This window comes from Pseudomonas sp. NPDC088890 (assembly GCF_044900155.1).
Taxonomy (GTDB): Bacteria; Pseudomonadota; Gammaproteobacteria; order Pseudomonadales; family Pseudomonadaceae; genus Aquipseudomonas; species Aquipseudomonas urmiensis.
This window is the reverse complement of record NZ_JBJDNG010000010.1, coordinates 94,955-109,689: the sequence shown is the minus strand read 5'-3', so window position 1 is coordinate 109,689 and position 14,735 is coordinate 94,955. Positions and strand designations below refer to the sequence as shown.

Sequence of the window (14,735 nt, the reverse complement as noted above, 5' to 3'; positions counted from 1 at the left end):
CCTTCTCATCAGTTCTGGTTGCAGATTAAAACCAGAATTGCTAGAAAGCTAGCGTGTGGTTTCATTTTGAAACCAGATTGGCAAGGTATTGCACATGTCTTCGATCCAGTCTGCGGCCGTCGGCCAAATCCCGCTGAGCCGCTCCCTGACACTATTGCTCGCCGCGACCTGCGCTTTGGCCGTGGCCTCGGTGTATTTTGCCCAACCACTGCTAGAGTCGATGGCTGCCAGCTTGGGCGTAGCGACCGCCCGGATCGGACTGGTGGTGGGGGCCACCCAGGCCGGTTATGCGCTGGGGCTGCTGCTGGTGGTTCCGCTGGGCGATCTGTTCGACCGCAAGCGCTTGATTCTTTCGCAGTTGCTGCTCTCGGCGTTGGCCCTGCTGGCTGTTGGCATGACGATGGACTGGGCGCTGCTGCTGGTGGCCATGAGCATGCTCGGCCTGATGGCGGTGCTGGTGCAGGTGGTCGTGGCCCATGCCGCGACCTTGGCCACGCCCGCCGAGCAGGGACGGGCGGTGGGTACGGTCACCAGTGGCGTGGTGCTAGGGATTTTGCTGGCGCGGCTGGTTGCAGGCGTGACGGCCGATCTGGCCGGTTGGCGCAGCGTATATTTCGCCGCTGCCGGGTTGACTGTGCTGATGGCCTGCCTGCTCTGGCAAACGCTGCCCAGCGCCAAGCCGGTGACAACGCCAGTGAGTTACGTGCAGTTGTTGGGTTCGGTGCTGCGCATGTATCGACACGACCGCCTGTTACGTCAGCGCGGTACGTTCGCGCTGTTGATATTTTCCGCATTCAGCGTGTTGTGGAGTGCCATGGTATTGCCGCTCAGTGCTGCACCACTGGCGTTGACCCATACCCAGATCGGTCTGTTCGGCCTGGCCGGAATTGCCGGGGCACTGGCCGCATCGCGCGCTGGACGTTTGGCCGATCAAGGCCACGGTCAGCGCACCACGGGGCTGGCCCTGGCGCTGTTGACGCTGTCGTGGATCCCCAGTGGATTGCTCGAACACTCGTTGCTGGCGCTGGTGTTGGGCGTGCTGCTGTTGGATTTCGCCGTGCAGGCGGTGCATGTCACTAACCAGACACTGCTGTTGGCCGGGCGCGGAGCGATGGCCAGCCGTTTGATCGGCGCATACATGTGCTGCTACTCGGTAGGCAGTGGCCTGGGCGCTGTGGCGGCAAGTTGGGTGTATGCCCGCTGGGGTTGGCTTGCGGTGTGTGGGCTGGGGGCGGGGTTCAGTGCACTGGCTTGGGGTTATTGGCTGTATCTGCGCCTACGTGGGGAGTAGAACGACACATGGCGGCCGCAGCCGCCATGTGAGGGCGATGGATCAGAACTTGTAGCCCAGACCCACCATGTAGACCCATGGGTCTACATCCACGTCGACCTTGGTCTTGCTGTAGCCCAGTGCGGTTGGGCCATCGACGGTGGCCTTGGTGTCGATATCGACGTACCAGACCGAGGCGTTGACCAGCAGGTTGTCGGTGATCATGTAGTCCATGCCCAACTGGCCGGCCAGGCCCACCGAGTCTTGCAGCTTGAGGTTGCTGAAGCCCTGCTGTTTACGTTCGCTGCTCAGGTCTTCATCGAAGAACATGGTGTAGTTGATGCCCACGCCCACGTACGGCTGGAACTTCGAGCTTGGCTCCATCGGGAAGTACTGCAGCGACAGGGTCGGTGGCAGTTGCTTGATGTCCGCCAGCTTGCCGTCCAGGCCCCCGCCCAGGCCCTTGACGCCAACGGTGTGCTGGAACGGGGTGGCCGCCAGCAGCTCCAGGCCGATGTGGTCGGTGAGCATGTAGGCGAAGGTCAGGCCCAATTGGGTATCGCTGTCCAGAGTAGCCTTAGTGCCCGAGACCTTGTTGCCGTCGAACTTCAGGTCGCCGCTGTTTTCGTTGGGGGAGGTGGTGATGGCGCCGGCACGCAGGATGAAATCGCCCGCCTGGTGGGCGTGGGCAACAGGGGCTACGAGCGCCAGGGCAACGAGCGAGGCGCCGAGCAAGGACTTGTTCATGGAAGCTCCCAAAGGACGTTATTAAATGAGTAGTCCAATGGTACGGAGGCGTCTAAACCTAATGTTTGACCCAGCTCAAAGAACTGGCTTCACGAATCGCTAGCAGTTCTCATTTCAGCTCATAAGCGTAGATTTTCTCGGCTTCCATCTGATAACCCGCGTCGGCCAGCTCGCTGCTGCTGGCTTTGACCTGCAGGCGCCCTTCGATCCAATAGGGCTGATAGAGGTCTTCGACGCGTACGCCCATCTCGCTGAAAATGTGCACGATCTGGTTCGACGGGGGTGGCGGTACATGGATGCACGCGCCGTAGTAGGGCACCAGCAGAAACTCGGTGGTGCGGCCCTCTTCGCTGACTTCCAGTGGCACGATGTAGCCGGGCAGTTTGACCTGCTGCTTGTCGAGTGCCTTGACCACTGGCGCGGCGGGGGCTTGTTGGCGCGCAGCGGGGGCGGCTTCGGCAGCCAGCGCGTCGCCGATCTGCGACAGGTCGTGCAGTGGCGTGAGCTGGGGCGGGATGACCGGGGCGCCTTCCGGGATCAGCGCCGGCCAGTCCAGCTCGCGCGGCTCCGCGGCCCAGGCTAGCGGCGTCAGCACTATCAGCACCAGCAGTAACAGGATTTGCTGCGTGGCTGCCCGCCTGTGCGCGGGCTTGTCGAACTGTCGAACCGCAGCGAACAGGTGTGTAAGGTTCTGGATCATTGCCACTACTCACAGATGAATCGACAAACCATCGGCCAGCGACTGCCGATAGGCACGCCAGGCTGGCACACTGCCCATCAGCAATGCCGCCCCAAGGATGATAGCCAGCAGCGTCCACTCATGTGCACTGGGCCAGGCCAGTGGCAGGTACAAACCATAGTTGGCCTGCACATAGCCCTGGGCCAGGGCGATCCCGGCATACAGTAGCCCCAGCCCGGCCACGATACCGGCCACCGCCAGGGCCAAGGCTTCGAGCACCAGCAGACCAGCGATATGCCAAGGCCGGGCGCCGACCGAACGCAAGATGGCCATCTCCCGCCGCCGTTCGTTGAGGCTGGTGAGAATGGCAGTGAGCATGCCGATCAACCCAGTCAGCACGACGAACAGCGACACCACGAACAAGGCCTGCTCGGCCGTGCCCATCAGGCTCCACAACTCCTGCAAGGCCACGCCTGGCAGGATCGCCAGCAACGGCTCAGTGCGGAACTGGTTGATCTCGCGCTGCAAACTGAAGGTGGTGATCTTGTTGTTCAGGCCCAGCATGAACGCGGTAATCGCAGCAGGCTGCAGGTCCATGGTCCGCGCTTGCTCGGCGCTGATCCTGCCGGCACCGCGTGCGGGCACGCCGTTGTGCCAGTCGATATGAATGGCCTCCATACCGCCGAGGCTGATGTGCAAGGTGCGATCGACTGGCGTGCCGGTGCGCTTGAGCACACCGACCACAGTGAACGGCTTGTCATCGTGCTTGACCAGGCTGATCGCCGCCACGCCGTGGGCCAGCACCAGTTTGTCGCCAAGCCCGTAGTGCAGCGCCTGCGCCACTTCGGCGCCGAGCACCACCTCGAAGGGATCATTTCCGAACGCCCGGCCCTGGCTCAGTTCCAGGTGCTGGCGCCGAGCGTATTGGTAATGGCTGAAGTAGTCGCCCGTGGTGCCCATTACCCGGTAGCCGCGATGGGAGTCGCCCAGGGAGATCGGGATGGCCCACTTCACCCGTGGATCCTTGGCGTAATGCTGGTAGCTGTCCCACCGGATGTTGTTGGTGGCATTACCGATGCGAAACACCGAGTACAGCAGCAAGTTGACCGACCCAGAGCGGGCGCCGACGATCAGGTCGGTGCCGCTGATGGTGCTGGCGAAACTGGCGCGGGCCTCGGTGCGCACGCGCTCGACGGCCAGCAGCAGGCACACCGACAGGGCAATCGCGAAAGCGGTCAGAAAGGCGGTGAAACGCCGGTTGGCCAGGCTGGCCAGGGCAAGGCGAAGCAGGTACATCAGGCCTCCCGGGGCGTGGCGGCGCGATTGAGTTCGGCCAGGGACAGGTGACGGTCGAACAGCGGTGCCAGGCTTTGGTCATGGCTGACGAACAGCAGGCTGGAGCCGGCCGCCCGGCATTCGTCGAACAGCAACCGGATGAACGCCTCGCGGGTATCGGCGTCCAGCGCCGAGGTCGGCTCGTCGGCGATCACCAGTTCAGGCTGGCCGATCAGCGCGCGCGCCGCCGCCACCCGTTGTTGCTGCCCGATCGAGAGGGTGTCGGCACGTCGGGCGAGCAAGGCCGGATCGTCCAGCCCCAGGTGTGCGAGCAACACTGCGGCGGCCTGGTCGACGCTGCCGTGGCGCTGGCTGGCGCGTTCGGCGCGACTGCGTGAGAAGCGACAAGGCAACTCGACGTTCTCGCGCACCGAGAGGAATGGCAGCAGGTTGAACTGCTGGAAAATGTAGCCGGTGTGATCGACCCGGAAGCGGTCGCGGGCGCCTTGGCTCAGTTCACCGAGGGCCTGGCCAAGCAGGCGAATGCTGCCTTGGCCGGGCAGGTTCACCCCGCCCAGCAAACCGAGCAGGGTAGTCTTGCCGCTGCCGCTGGGGCCTTTGAGGAACAGCGCCTCACCGCGCTCCAGGCGAAACTGGGCAATCTCCAGCAGTGGCGGCTGGCCCGGCCAGGCGAACAGCAGATCTTGCAGGTCGATCAGCGGCTGACTCATTTAGAAGGCGACCACCGCCTTGCTCGGCGTGGCCTCCACACCTTTCTGACCATTGGGGCCGATCAGTTGCAGATTGATCTTCTGCGTCGCCGGGAAGGCTTTGAACAGCGGGGTCAGGTCGAGACTGTTGAGCTTGTCTGGGGTGGCGCAGGTCAATTGGTAGTGGGCATGGATATCGCTGTGCGGGTGCTCATGGGCGTCGTCATCGGCTGCAGGCTGGTCGCCGAACAGCGGACTTTCCAGCTCTTGCGCCTCTTCGCTGCAACCGGCGGCCTTGGCCAGGCCGAACAGCTTCAATGGCTGTTCGAGCTGCTGGCGCACGGCGGCGACTTTGGCCTTGTCAGCGTCGCTGCTGGCCGCGTGCTCAAAGCCCACCAGGTTCATCGCCGGGCTGTCCAGTTCCAGTTCCAGGGTGCTGCCGTCGAGTACCGCATTGAGCTTGGCCACACCATGTTCATGAGTGCCGAGGCTGCCGTGGGCATGGTCGTGATCATGGTCATGGTCGTCGTGGGCATGGGCCAGGGCCAGGGGCAGCAAGGCAAAGGGCAGGGCGAGGAGCAGGCGGCGCATGGACGACTCCGGGAGCGTGCAGGAAGGATTTGGTAATGTTATAACAACTTTTCTTGGCCGCGCCAGCCGCTTGGCGAAGGTTTCATGTCATGGGAGCATGGACGCCATTGATCCTGTTGGAAGGAAGGCGTCGTGAGAATACGCGGAACGATTGGTGACTGGCCGGTGGATCTGAGCATCGAGCTGGAACCGGCGGAGTGGGCGCAGTTGGGGCGTCAGCTGGAGGTGCCGGCGGTAGAGCCGGTGGTGTCTACGACGAGTGCAGCACCACGCCAGGACGATGGCCAGTGGGCGGCGGCGCGTGAGGTGCTGCGCGCGGCTGGACAGATGACTGGGCCAGAGCTGCTGGAACGCTTGGAAGGGCTGGCGGGCAGCACCGCGGCGGGGAAGCGCCTGCTGGTGCGTTTGCGCCATAGCAGTGAAGTGAAGGTGGAAAGCGGGGCGGATGCGCCGGTTTATCACTGGCTCGGATGAAAAGCATCGCGGGGCAAGCCCGCTCCCACGTGAGCTTAGGCTCTGTACGAAAAGCCTGAGACTTTCATACAGGCCCTAGTGGCGAGCCACGTGGGAGCGGGCTTGCCCCGCGATGAGCGTTGGCGCTGTTAGAACAGCGCCGCCGCCAACTTGCGACGGTAGACGCTGACCAGCGGGTGATCGCTGCCGAGCAACTCGAACACCTGCAACATTGCCTTTTGCGGCAAGCCGTTCTCATAGCCGCGATTACGCTGGAACAACTTCAGCAAGCCATCGAGCGCGGCTTCGTACTGCTGACGCGCCAGTTGCTGAATGCACAGTTGATACGCGGCCTCATCGTCCTGCGGATTCTGCGCCAGGCGGCTCTTGAGCTCGGCCGCCTCCGGCAGGCTGGCAGCCTGGCGCAGGAAGGTCAGCTGCGCCTTGGCGCCGGCCAGTGCCGCCTTGTGCTCATCGGTCTTGACCGCATCGAGCACCACTTGCGCCTCACCCAACTCACCCCTCTCGGCCAGGCAGCGCGCATACAGAATCAGCGCTTCGGCATTGCTGTTGTCTTCACCCAGCAGGGTCTTGAGCGCGGTTTCGGCATCGGCGAAGCGGCTCTCGGCGAACAGCGCTTTGGCTTCTTCGAGCGGCGAAGCAGTGGGCGCCGCCGGCATCTGAACATGCGGTTCGAGCAGGGCGCGGATGGCCGACTCGGGTTGGGCACCGGCAAAGCCGTCGACCGGCTGGCCGTCCTTGAACAGCACCACGGTCGGCAGGCTGCGGATGCCGAACTGGGCAACCACCTGCTGTTCCACATCGCAGTTGATCTTGGCCAGCAGCAGTTCGCCCTGGTAACCCTCGGCGATCTTCGCCAGCAGTGGCATCAGCGCCTTGCACGGCGCGCACCACTCGGCCCAGAAGTCCACCAGCACGGGCTTGTGGAAGGAGTTTTCGATGACCAGTTGCTGGAAGTTGGCGTCGGTGGCGTCGAAAATATACGGCAGGGCGTTGCTATCTGGGGCTTGGCTCATCGCGACTCTCGCAAATCTCTGGATGGCACCACTATAAAGGCTCGCGGCTGGCGTGGTACAGGCTGACCCGGCGGAATTCGTGTGGTTCGGCCAGGTCCGGCAGGGTCAGTGCTTCAAGCACCCCCAATGGCTGGTACAGCGGGTGGCTGAAGTCGCGCACCCGCGAGTCAGCGACCAGCGCCTGGCGGCCTCGACTAAGAAACGCATCGAGCAGTGGCAGGTTGGCGCGATCGTAAAGCACGTCGGCCACCAGGATCAGGTCAAAGCGATCGGCTTCGGCAAAAAAGTCGCTGCTGTAACCCAGTTCGACCTCATTGAGCGCCGCGTTCGCCTGGCAGGCTTGTAGCGCCAGCGGATCGAGGTCGCACGCCACTACTTCCAACGCCCCCGCCCGCGCCGCGGTGATCCCGGCGATGCCGGAGCCGGCGCCGAAATCCAGCACGCGCTTGCCACGCACCCACTCCGGGCGCTCGGCCAGGTAGCGCGCCATGGCCAGGCCGCTGGCCCAGCAGAAGCTCCAGTACGGCGGGTCTTCGAGGATGCGCTGGGTTTCTTCGCTGCTGAAGGCGCGGTCCATGTTCTGCGCATCGATCAGCCACAGCTTCAAGGCGCACTGCGGCAGCTCGCTGGCGACCAACCGCGCTTCACCGATCAGGCCGCTCAGGGCCTGTTGCAGGTGCAACGGCGCCATCTATGGCGCCTTCTCGAAGCGCAGTGGGCCAGTGGCTTGGCTCGCGGCTTGAACAATGCGCTGCGGTGGCAGGTGCATGATCAGCTGGCCGGAGCGGCTGGCGCGGCCACGCAACTCGACCCTGGCCCCGGCTGGGAATGCCTCGGGATTGAAGCGCAGCTGATAGGGCAGGGCCTGGCCGGTACCGATCAGGTTGCTGCTGGCCAGCAGGCGCTGCGGCCGGTCGCGTTCATCGATCACCAGCAGCGCCAGTTCGACGTCGGCGCCTGCCGGCACCTCCAGCAAGGTGCCGCTGATTTCGCGCTGGTAGGCCGGTAGCGGCCCCAGTGCCGGCGCCTTTTTCGCGACCTTGGGAGCGGGCGCTGCAGCGGGCTGCTCGCCTTTGGGTTTATCGCTGCTGCAGGCCGTCATCAGGCCAGCGAGACAGAGCACGACGAGCGCTCGATAGTGCATGGGGGAGTCCTTCACGGGCAGAATTGATTGGATGGTAACCCCTTTGGCTTGTCTTGCCAGTCGGATGCGCTACCATGGCCCTCCCTTTTTTTGTTGCCTGCCACCATGCACTGTCCCTTTTGCGGTGCCAACGACACCAAGGTCATCGACTCGCGCCTGGTCGCCGAGGGCGAACAGGTGCGTCGCCGGCGCGAGTGCGTCGCCTGCGGCGAGCGCTTCACAACCTTCGAAACCGCCGAGCTGGTGCTGCCGCGGCTGATCAAGCAAGACGGCACACGCCAACCGTTCGATGAAGACAAACTGCGTGCCGGCATGCAGCGCGCGCTGGAAAAGCGCCCGGTCAGCGTCGAGCGGCTGGAAGCGGCGCTGGCCCACATCAAGCACAAATTGCGCGCCACTGGCGAGCGCGAGGTCAAGTCGCTGGTGGTGGGTGAACTGGTCATGGCCGCGCTGCGCGAGCTCGACGAAGTCGCCTACATCCGCTTCGCCTCGGTCTACCGGCGCTTCCAGGACCTCGACGAATTCCGCGAAGAAATCGACCGCCTGGCCCGCGAGCCGGCTAAAGAGTAAGCATGCCCAGCCAGACCGCGATTCTCGACGCCCACTACATGGCCCAAGCCCTGCAACTGGCCCGCAAGGGCCAGTACAGCACCCATCCCAATCCGCGGGTGGGTTGCGTGATCGTTCGCGACGGCGAAGTAGTAGGCCAGGGCTGGCACGTGCGCGCCGGTGAGCCACACGCCGAAGTGCACGCACTGCGCCAGGCTGGCGAGCGCGCCAAAGGCGCCTGCGCCTACGTGACCCTGGAGCCGTGCAGTCACCATGGGCGTACGCCGCCGTGCGCCGAGGCACTGGTCAAGGCCGGCGTTGCCCGGGTAGTCGCAGCCATGCAAGACCCCAATCCGCAAGTGGCCGGCCAAGGCCTGCGGCGCTTGGCCGAGGCGGGTATCGAAGTCGCCAGTGGCGTGCTGGAAAGCGAAGCGCGCGCGCTCAACCCCGGTTTCCTCAAACGAATGGAACACGGTCTGCCGTTCGTTCGGGCCAAGCTGGCGATGAGCCTGGACGGGCGCACCGCGATGGCCAGTGGCGAAAGCCAGTGGATTACCGGCCCTGCCGCGCGCGCCGCCGTGCAACGCCTGCGCGCCCGCTCCAGCGTGGTGTTGACCAGCGCCGAAAGTGTGTTGGCCGACAACGCGCGGATGACCGTGCGTGGCGAACAGTTGGGCCTGGATGCAGAAACCACGGCGCTGGCCCTGTCCCGCCCACCGCTGCGCGTGTTGATCGACGGCCGCCTGCGTTTGCCGCTGACGGCGCCGTTTTTCCAGGCAGGCCCGGCGCTGGTAGTGACTGCTGCGGCGGCTGATGCGCGTTACGCCCAAGCCGGTCACGAGCTGCTGTGCCTGCCCGGCGCCGAAGGCCGGGTCGATCTACCTGGCCTGCTCAGGGCCTTGGCAGCGCGTGGCGTCAATGAAATTCTCCTGGAGGCAGGCGCCGGCTTGGTGGGCGCCTTCGCCCAGCTAGGCCTGATCGACGAGTTCCAGTTGTTCGTCGCCGGCACCTTCCTCGGCTCCCAGGCCCGGCCGCTGCTGGACTGGCCGCTGGCGCAGATGAACCAGGCGCCGCGGCTGAAAATCACTGAAATGCGCGCCGTCGGTGATGACTGGCGGGTCACGGCCATCCCCTTGCCGGCCACCGGCGTATAATGCCTGGCTAGCCCAGCGCAGCCCTATTTGCGAGGACAACCGCATGTTCACCGGCATCATCGAATCCATCGGCACCATCCGTAGCCTGACCCCCAAGGGCGGTGACGTGCGCGTCTACGTCCAGACCGGCAAGCTTGACCTGGGCGACGTCAAGCTCGGCGACAGCATTGCCGTCAACGGCGTCTGCCTGACGGCCGTCGACCTGCCAGGCGACGGTTTCTGGGCCGACGTCAGCCGCGAAACCCTCGAGTGCACCGCCTTCGACGACTTGAAGAGCGGCAGCCCGGTCAACCTGGAAAAAGCCCTGACCCCGACCACCCGCCTGGGCGGTCACTTGGTCAGCGGCCACGTCGACGGCGTTGGCGAAATCATCTCGCGCAGCGATAACGCCCGCGCCATCCAGTTCCGCGTGCGCGCGCCCAAAGAACTGGCCAAGTACATCGCCCACAAGGGCTCGATCACCGTCGACGGCACCAGCCTGACGGTCAACGTGGTCGATGGCGCCGAGTTCGAGCTGACCATCGTTCCGCACACCCTGTCCGAAACCATCATGGCCGACTACCGCCCAGGTCGTCGGGTGAACCTTGAGGTCGACCTGCTGGCCCGTTACCTGGAGCGTCTGCTGCTGGGCGACAAGGCTGCCGAACCGAGCAAGGGCAGTAGCATCACCGAAAGCTTCCTGGCCGCCAACGGCTACCTGAAATCCTGATTGAGAAGGGGGTGCCGAGTGGCGCTCAACAGCATTGAAGAGCTGGTGGAAGACATCCGCCAAGGCAAGATGGTCATCCTCATGGATGACGAAGACCGCGAGAACGAAGGCGACATCATCATGGCTGCCGAGTGCTGCCAGCCTGAGCATATCAACTTCATGGCCAAGCACGCCCGTGGCCTGATCTGCATGCCGATGAGCCGCGAGCGCTGCGAAACCCTCAAGCTGCCGCTGATGGCGCCGCGCAATGGTTCGGGCTTTGGCACCAAGTTCACCGTGTCGATCGAAGCCGCCGAAGGCGTCACCACCGGCATCTCCGCGGCCGACCGCGCGCGTACCGTGCAGGCGGCCGCCGCCAAGGACGCCAAGGCCGAAGACATCGTCAGCCCCGGCCACATCTTCCCGCTGATGGCCCAGCCTGGCGGTACCCTGGCCCGCGCAGGCCACACCGAGGCCGCTTGCGACCTGGCGCGCATGGCTGGCTTCGAGCCGAGCGGGGTGATCTGCGAGGTGATGAACGACGACGGCACCATGTCGCGTCGCGCCGAGTTGGAAGTGTTCGCCGCCGAACATGGCCTGAAGATCGGCACCATCGCCGACCTGATCCACTACCGGATGATCCACGAACGTACCGTTCAGCGGGTTTCCGAGCAGCCGCTGGATAGCGAACTGGGCCAGTTCAACCTGGTCACCTACCGCGACTCGGTCGAAGGCGACGTGCACATGGCACTGACCCTGGGCAAGATCTGCGCCGAAGAGCCGACCCTGGTGCGGGTGCACAACATGGACCCGCTGCGCGACCTGCTGATGGTCAAGCAGCCAGGCCGCTGGAGCCTGCGTGCGGCGATGAGCGCGGTGGCCGAGGCCGGCAGCGGCGTGGTCCTGCTGCTGGGCCACCCACTCGATGGCGACGTGCTGCTGGCGCATATCCGCGAAAGCGCCGGCGAAACCCAGGTCAAGACGCCGAGCACCTACAGCACGGTCGGTGCTGGGTCGCAGATCCTGCGTGACCTGGGCGTGCGCAAGATGCGCCTGATGAGCTCGCCGATGAAGTTCAACGCGATATCCGGATTTGATCTGGAAGTTGTAGAATACGTGCCCTCTGAGTGACACAGGCGCGCTAGTTGCCCTGGCGCTCGTGTCCAAACCCTCCTGCAGGCCGTCTACGGCGGCCTCGCTCTTTAAAATGAGAACACCGGAATGACCCTGAAGACCATCGAAGGTACCTTCATCGCCCCCAAAGGTCGCTATGCTTTGGTGGTTGGCCGCTTCAACAGCTTCGTCGTCGAAAGCCTGGTAAGCGGTGCCGTCGATGCCTTGGTACGCCATGGCGTCAGCGAAAGCGACATCACCATCATCCGTGCTCCTGGCGCCTTCGAAATCCCGCTGGTTGCACAGAAAGTCGCCCAACAAGGCGCTTACGACGCGATCATCGCCCTGGGCGCTGTGATTCGCGGCGGTACCCCGCACTTCGAATACGTGGCGGGCGAATGCACCAAGGGCCTGGCCCAGGTGTCCATGGAGTTCGGTGTTCCGGTGGCCTTCGGCGTGCTGACTGTCGACTCCATCGAGCAAGCCATCGAGCGTTCCGGCACCAAGGCTGGCAACAAAGGTGCTGAAGCTGCCCTGTCCGCCCTGGAAATGGTCAGCCTGCTGGCGCAGTTGGAGGCCAAGTGATTAGCGACGAAAGCGATCGTTTCAACCCGCGCGATCCAAAACCTGCGGATGCCGGCAAGCCCTCGAAGAGCGCCAAGCGCCGCGAAGCCCGCAAGCTCGCGACCCAGGCCCTCTATCAGTGGCACATGGCCCGGCACTCGCTGAACGAGGTCGAGGCGCAGTTTCGGGTCGACAACGATTTCTCCGATGTAGACGGCGCTTACTTCCGCGAGATCCTGCACGGGGTTCCGGCCAAGGTGAAGGAAATCGACGAGGCCCTGGCGCCGTGCCTGGACCTTGCCCTGGAAGAGCTCGACCCGGTTGAACTGGCGGTTCTGCGCCTGTCCACCTGGGAGTTCATCATGCGCGCCGATGTGCCGTATCGCGTGGTGATCAACGAAGGTGTGGAGCTGGCCAAAGTGTTCGGCGCCACCGACGGTCACAAGTTCGTCAACGGTGTACTGGACAAGCTCGCTCCGCGTCTGCGTGAAGCGGAAGTCAAGGCGTACAAGCGCTGATTGCGGCGCTGACCAGCCATGGGTGAGTTTGAGCTGATCCGCCATTACTTCGCTGCCGCGCCCTGTGCGCAGGGCGGCGAAGGCGTGGCGTTGGGGATCGGCGACGACTGCGCCCTGCTGGACCTGCCTGCTGCGCAGCAGCTGGCGGTGTCCACCGATACCTTGGTCGCCGGCGTGCATTTTCCTGCCGTCTGCGACCCTTCGCTGCTTGGCCAGCGGTCCTTGGCCGTGGCCGCCAGCGATCTGGCCGCGATGGGCGCCACGCCCATTGGTTTCACCCTGGCGCTGACCTTGCCCGAGGTCAGCGCGCCGTGGCTGCAGGCTTACGCCGAAGGCCTCAATCGCATGGCCCGCCACTGCGGCCTGAGCCTGATCGGCGGCGACACCACCCGTGGTCCCCTGAGCATCACCCTGACGGTGTTTGGCCGCGTTGCGCGCGGACAAGCGTTGCTGCGCAGCGGTGCCCAGGTGGGGGATCTGCTGTGTGTCGGTGGTGAACTGGGCAATGCTGCCGGTGCCTTGCCGTTGGTACTCGGTGAGCGCCAGGTCGAAGCCGACTTGGCTGGGCCCTTGCTGGCCCATTACTGGTCGCCCTCGCCACAGTTCGCCCTTGGCCAGGCCCTGCTCGGCAAGGCCACAGCGGCCCTGGACATCTCCGATGGTCTGTTGGCCGACTGCGGCCATATCGCCAAGGCCTCCCGGCGGGCGCTCGAGGTGAACCTGGCACAGGTGCCAGTGTCACCTGCTCTGCAGGGCTTTCTCGGCCCTACAGCTGCGCGCCAGGCCGCGCTGATCGGTGGCGACGACTACGTGCTGGCCTTCACCTTGCCGCCGGCCCAGCTTTCATCCCTGCGCGCCGCTGGTGTGCCGGTCCATGTCGTCGGCCGCGTGCTCGATGGCGAGGGCGTGCGCCTGCTGGACGAACAGGGCCAGGACATCACCCCGCAGCAGCGGGGCTATCAACATTTTAGGGAGACACCGTGACCGACCACCCCAACCAGGTGCCTGCGGAGTTCGTTCCGCCTTCGGTCTGGCGCAACCCGTGGCACTTCATCGCCTTCGGCTTCGGCTCTGGCACCTTGCCCAAGGCTCCCGGTACCTGGGGCTCTCTGGTGGCGCTGCCGTTCATCCCGCTGTGGCAGATGCTGCCAGACTGGGGCTACTGGCTGCTGCTGGGCGTGACCATGCTGTTTGGCTTCTGGCTGTGCGGCAAAGTGGCGAACGACTTGCGTGTGCACGACCATGAAGGCATTGTCTGGGACGAAATGGTCGGCATGTGGATCACCCTGTGGCTGGTGCCGGAAGGCTGGCAGTGGCTGCTCGCAGGGTTCCTGATGTTCCGCTTCTTCGACATCCTCAAGCCGTGGCCGATTCGCTGGATCGACCGGCATGTGCATGGCGGAGTCGGGATCATGCTCGACGATGTCCTCGCCGGGGTCTTTGCCTGGCTGGGCATGCAGGTTCTGGTGTGGGCGGTGGCCTGATACTTAGGAGCGGGTGGATGGGCATAAGGACGGCGTTGCTGGCGATGTTGCTGCTGCTCACCGGCAGCGTGTGTGCCGCTAACGTGCAGGGTCAGCACCCTGCGCAGATCCACCTGGTCAGTGAAGCATGGCTCGACTACACCAATGCCGACGGCACCGGGGTGGCCTGGGACGTACTGCGCAAAGTGTTCGAGCCGGCCGGGGTCAAAGTGCTGACCAAGAGTGCGCCTTACAGCCGCGCGGTGGGCTTGGTCAAACGTGGCGAAGCGGATGCCTGGGTCGGCTCCTACAAGGAAGAGAACGACGACAACCTCTATCCGCGTTGGCATTTCGACATGGACCATATCTATGCCTTGGGCCTTGCCAGCAAGCCGGAACCTACTCCTGAGAACATTGGCCAGTACCGGTTGGCCTGGGTGCGCGGCTATGACTACGGCAGTTACCTGCCCAATGTTCGTGAATTTCGCGAGATCCAGCGGCGTGAAGGGATTCTGCCGATGCTTGAGCATGAGCGGGTGGATTTCTACATCGATGCGCTGACTGAAGTCAACTACGTGCTGGGCCAGGCGGCGCAGCCTGAGCGCTTCCGGCGTACCCATATCGCTGAGTTGCCGCTGTATCTGGCATTTGCCAAGAACGAACAGGGTAAATCCTTGAGAGACTTGTTTGACCGGCGCATGGAGCAATTGGTGCGTAGCGGCGAGCTGAAAGCGATCTACGAAAAGTGGCAGCAGCCGTATCCTTTTACTGCGGACAGTC

General features: G+C 64.2%; 19 protein-coding genes. 11 read left to right on the top strand and 8 right to left on the bottom strand.

The window, feature by feature from the left end:
* Positions 1-94 precede the first annotated feature (94 nt).
* Positions 95-1,291, top strand: coding sequence for an MFS transporter (locus tag ACI2JX_RS20255; RefSeq protein ID WP_404690870.1), 1,197 nt, complete (start codon positions 95-97; stop codon positions 1,289-1,291).
* Between the two features lie 42 nt (positions 1,292-1,333).
* On the opposite strand, the gene ACI2JX_RS20250 is transcribed toward ACI2JX_RS20255, so the two are convergent.
* The 5 genes from ACI2JX_RS20250 to ACI2JX_RS20230 form a co-directional block, all read right to left on the bottom strand.
* A complete protein-coding gene (locus tag ACI2JX_RS20250) occupies positions 1,334-2,017 on the bottom strand; it encodes an OmpW family protein (RefSeq protein ID WP_404690869.1) in 684 nt (227 codons plus the stop codon).
* Positions 2,018-2,126: 109 nt separating this feature from the next.
* A complete protein-coding gene (locus ACI2JX_RS20245) occupies positions 2,127-2,717 on the bottom strand; it encodes a DUF3299 domain-containing protein (RefSeq protein WP_404690868.1) in 591 nt (196 codons plus the stop codon).
* A gap of 9 nt (positions 2,718-2,726) precedes the next feature.
* Entirely contained in the window at positions 2,727-3,992 is a 1,266-nt protein-coding gene (locus tag ACI2JX_RS20240) for an ABC transporter permease (RefSeq protein ID WP_404690867.1), read from the bottom strand.
* A complete protein-coding gene (locus ACI2JX_RS20235; protein ID WP_404690866.1) occupies positions 3,992-4,702 on the bottom strand; it encodes an ATP-binding cassette domain-containing protein in 711 nt (236 codons plus the stop codon). The genes ACI2JX_RS20240 and ACI2JX_RS20235 overlap by 1 nt, the downstream gene beginning before the upstream one ends.
* The gene (locus ACI2JX_RS20230; RefSeq protein ID WP_404690865.1) at positions 4,703-5,272 is read right to left on the bottom strand and encodes a DUF2796 domain-containing protein; all 570 of its coding nucleotides are present in this window, start codon (positions 5,270-5,272) and stop codon (positions 4,703-4,705) included. It lies immediately after the preceding gene.
* Positions 5,273-5,404: 132 nt separating this feature from the next.
* On the opposite strand from ACI2JX_RS20230, the gene ACI2JX_RS20225 reads away from it, so the two are divergent.
* Entirely contained in the window at positions 5,405-5,746 is a 342-nt protein-coding gene (locus ACI2JX_RS20225; protein WP_264236583.1) for a hypothetical protein, read from the top strand.
* A 128-nt stretch (positions 5,747-5,874) separates the two neighbouring features.
* Here ACI2JX_RS20225 and trxA read toward each other — a convergent pair whose 3' ends face one another.
* The 3 genes from trxA to ACI2JX_RS20210 are packed head-to-tail and all read right to left on the bottom strand — an operon-like array spanning position 5,875 to position 7,906.
* Positions 5,875-6,762 carry a thioredoxin gene (gene trxA / locus ACI2JX_RS20220; RefSeq protein ID WP_312152774.1) on the bottom strand — a complete coding sequence of 296 codons (888 nt, stop codon included), beginning with the start codon at positions 6,760-6,762 and terminating at the stop codon, positions 5,875-5,877.
* Positions 6,763-6,793: 31 nt separating this feature from the next.
* Positions 6,794-7,453, bottom strand: a complete 660-nt coding sequence (locus tag ACI2JX_RS20215) for a class I SAM-dependent methyltransferase (RefSeq protein ID WP_404690864.1) — start codon at positions 7,451-7,453, stop codon at positions 6,794-6,796.
* Complete coding sequence (locus ACI2JX_RS20210; RefSeq protein ID WP_368973522.1) at positions 7,454-7,906, bottom strand: YbaY family lipoprotein; 453 nt, start codon at positions 7,904-7,906, stop codon at positions 7,454-7,456.
* A 105-nt stretch (positions 7,907-8,011) separates the two neighbouring features.
* Between ACI2JX_RS20210 and nrdR the strand changes: the two genes are divergently transcribed.
* The 9 genes from nrdR to ACI2JX_RS20165 all read left to right on the top strand — a co-directional run.
* Positions 8,012-8,476 (top strand): transcriptional regulator NrdR, encoded by a 465-nt coding sequence (gene nrdR, locus ACI2JX_RS20205; RefSeq protein ID WP_186556619.1) that lies wholly within the window; start codon positions 8,012-8,014, stop codon positions 8,474-8,476.
* 2 nt (positions 8,477-8,478) lie between these two features.
* Positions 8,479-9,609: a bifunctional diaminohydroxyphosphoribosylaminopyrimidine deaminase/5-amino-6-(5-phosphoribosylamino)uracil reductase RibD gene (ribD, locus tag ACI2JX_RS20200; protein ID WP_404690863.1), complete on the top strand. Its 1,131-nt coding sequence runs from the start codon at positions 8,479-8,481 to the stop codon at positions 9,607-9,609.
* A gap of 43 nt (positions 9,610-9,652) precedes the next feature.
* Entirely contained in the window at positions 9,653-10,318 is a 666-nt protein-coding gene (locus tag ACI2JX_RS20195; RefSeq protein WP_264236589.1) for a riboflavin synthase, read from the top strand.
* A gap of 18 nt (positions 10,319-10,336) precedes the next feature.
* Positions 10,337-11,428 (top strand): bifunctional 3,4-dihydroxy-2-butanone-4-phosphate synthase/GTP cyclohydrolase II, encoded by a 1,092-nt coding sequence (ribBA, locus tag ACI2JX_RS20190; RefSeq protein WP_186556622.1) that lies wholly within the window; start codon positions 10,337-10,339, stop codon positions 11,426-11,428.
* 90 nt (positions 11,429-11,518) lie between these two features.
* The gene (gene ribE, locus ACI2JX_RS20185) at positions 11,519-11,995 is read left to right on the top strand and encodes a 6,7-dimethyl-8-ribityllumazine synthase (protein ID WP_003255395.1); all 477 of its coding nucleotides are present in this window, start codon (positions 11,519-11,521) and stop codon (positions 11,993-11,995) included.
* Positions 11,992-12,492, top strand: a complete 501-nt coding sequence (gene nusB / locus ACI2JX_RS20180; protein WP_186556623.1) for a transcription antitermination factor NusB — start codon at positions 11,992-11,994, stop codon at positions 12,490-12,492. Before ribE ends, nusB begins: the two co-directional genes overlap by 4 nt.
* 18 nt (positions 12,493-12,510) lie before the next feature.
* Entirely contained in the window at positions 12,511-13,476 is a 966-nt protein-coding gene (thiL, locus tag ACI2JX_RS20175; RefSeq protein ID WP_404690862.1) for a thiamine-phosphate kinase, read from the top strand.
* The gene (locus ACI2JX_RS20170; protein ID WP_312151861.1) at positions 13,473-13,976 is read left to right on the top strand and encodes a phosphatidylglycerophosphatase A; all 504 of its coding nucleotides are present in this window, start codon (positions 13,473-13,475) and stop codon (positions 13,974-13,976) included. Before thiL ends, ACI2JX_RS20170 begins: the two co-directional genes overlap by 4 nt.
* A gap of 17 nt (positions 13,977-13,993) precedes the next feature.
* The coding region (locus tag ACI2JX_RS20165) for a substrate-binding periplasmic protein (protein ID WP_404690861.1) at positions 13,994-14,735 on the top strand (742 nt) is incomplete at its 3' end.

Coding starts and splice junctions, on each gene's coding strand:
- ACI2JX_RS20250 (WP_404690869.1), bottom strand. CDS start 2,017: ATGAACAAGTCCTTGCTCGGCGCCTCGCTCGTTGCCCTGGCGCTCGTA.
- ribE (WP_003255395.1), top strand. CDS start 11,519: ATGACCCTGAAGACCATCGAAGGTACCTTCATCGCCCCCAAAGGTCGC.
- trxA (WP_312152774.1), bottom strand. CDS start 6,762: ATGAGCCAAGCCCCAGATAGCAACGCCCTGCCGTATATTTTCGACGCC.
- ACI2JX_RS20215 (WP_404690864.1), bottom strand. CDS start 7,453: ATGGCGCCGTTGCACCTGCAACAGGCCCTGAGCGGCCTGATCGGTGAA.
- ACI2JX_RS20210 (WP_368973522.1), bottom strand. CDS start 7,906: ATGCACTATCGAGCGCTCGTCGTGCTCTGTCTCGCTGGCCTGATGACG.
- ACI2JX_RS20240 (WP_404690867.1), bottom strand. CDS start 3,992: ATGTACCTGCTTCGCCTTGCCCTGGCCAGCCTGGCCAACCGGCGTTTC.
- ACI2JX_RS20255 (WP_404690870.1), top strand. CDS start 95: ATGTCTTCGATCCAGTCTGCGGCCGTCGGCCAAATCCCGCTGAGCCGC.
- ribD (WP_404690863.1), top strand. CDS start 8,479: ATGCCCAGCCAGACCGCGATTCTCGACGCCCACTACATGGCCCAAGCC.
- ACI2JX_RS20245 (WP_404690868.1), bottom strand. CDS start 2,717: ATGATCCAGAACCTTACACACCTGTTCGCTGCGGTTCGACAGTTCGAC.
- ACI2JX_RS20235 (WP_404690866.1), bottom strand. CDS start 4,702: ATGAGTCAGCCGCTGATCGACCTGCAAGATCTGCTGTTCGCCTGGCCG.
- ACI2JX_RS20230 (WP_404690865.1), bottom strand. CDS start 5,272: ATGCGCCGCCTGCTCCTCGCCCTGCCCTTTGCCTTGCTGCCCCTGGCC.
- thiL (WP_404690862.1), top strand. CDS start 12,511: ATGGGTGAGTTTGAGCTGATCCGCCATTACTTCGCTGCCGCGCCCTGT.
- nrdR (WP_186556619.1), top strand. CDS start 8,012: ATGCACTGTCCCTTTTGCGGTGCCAACGACACCAAGGTCATCGACTCG.
- ACI2JX_RS20195 (WP_264236589.1), top strand. CDS start 9,653: ATGTTCACCGGCATCATCGAATCCATCGGCACCATCCGTAGCCTGACC.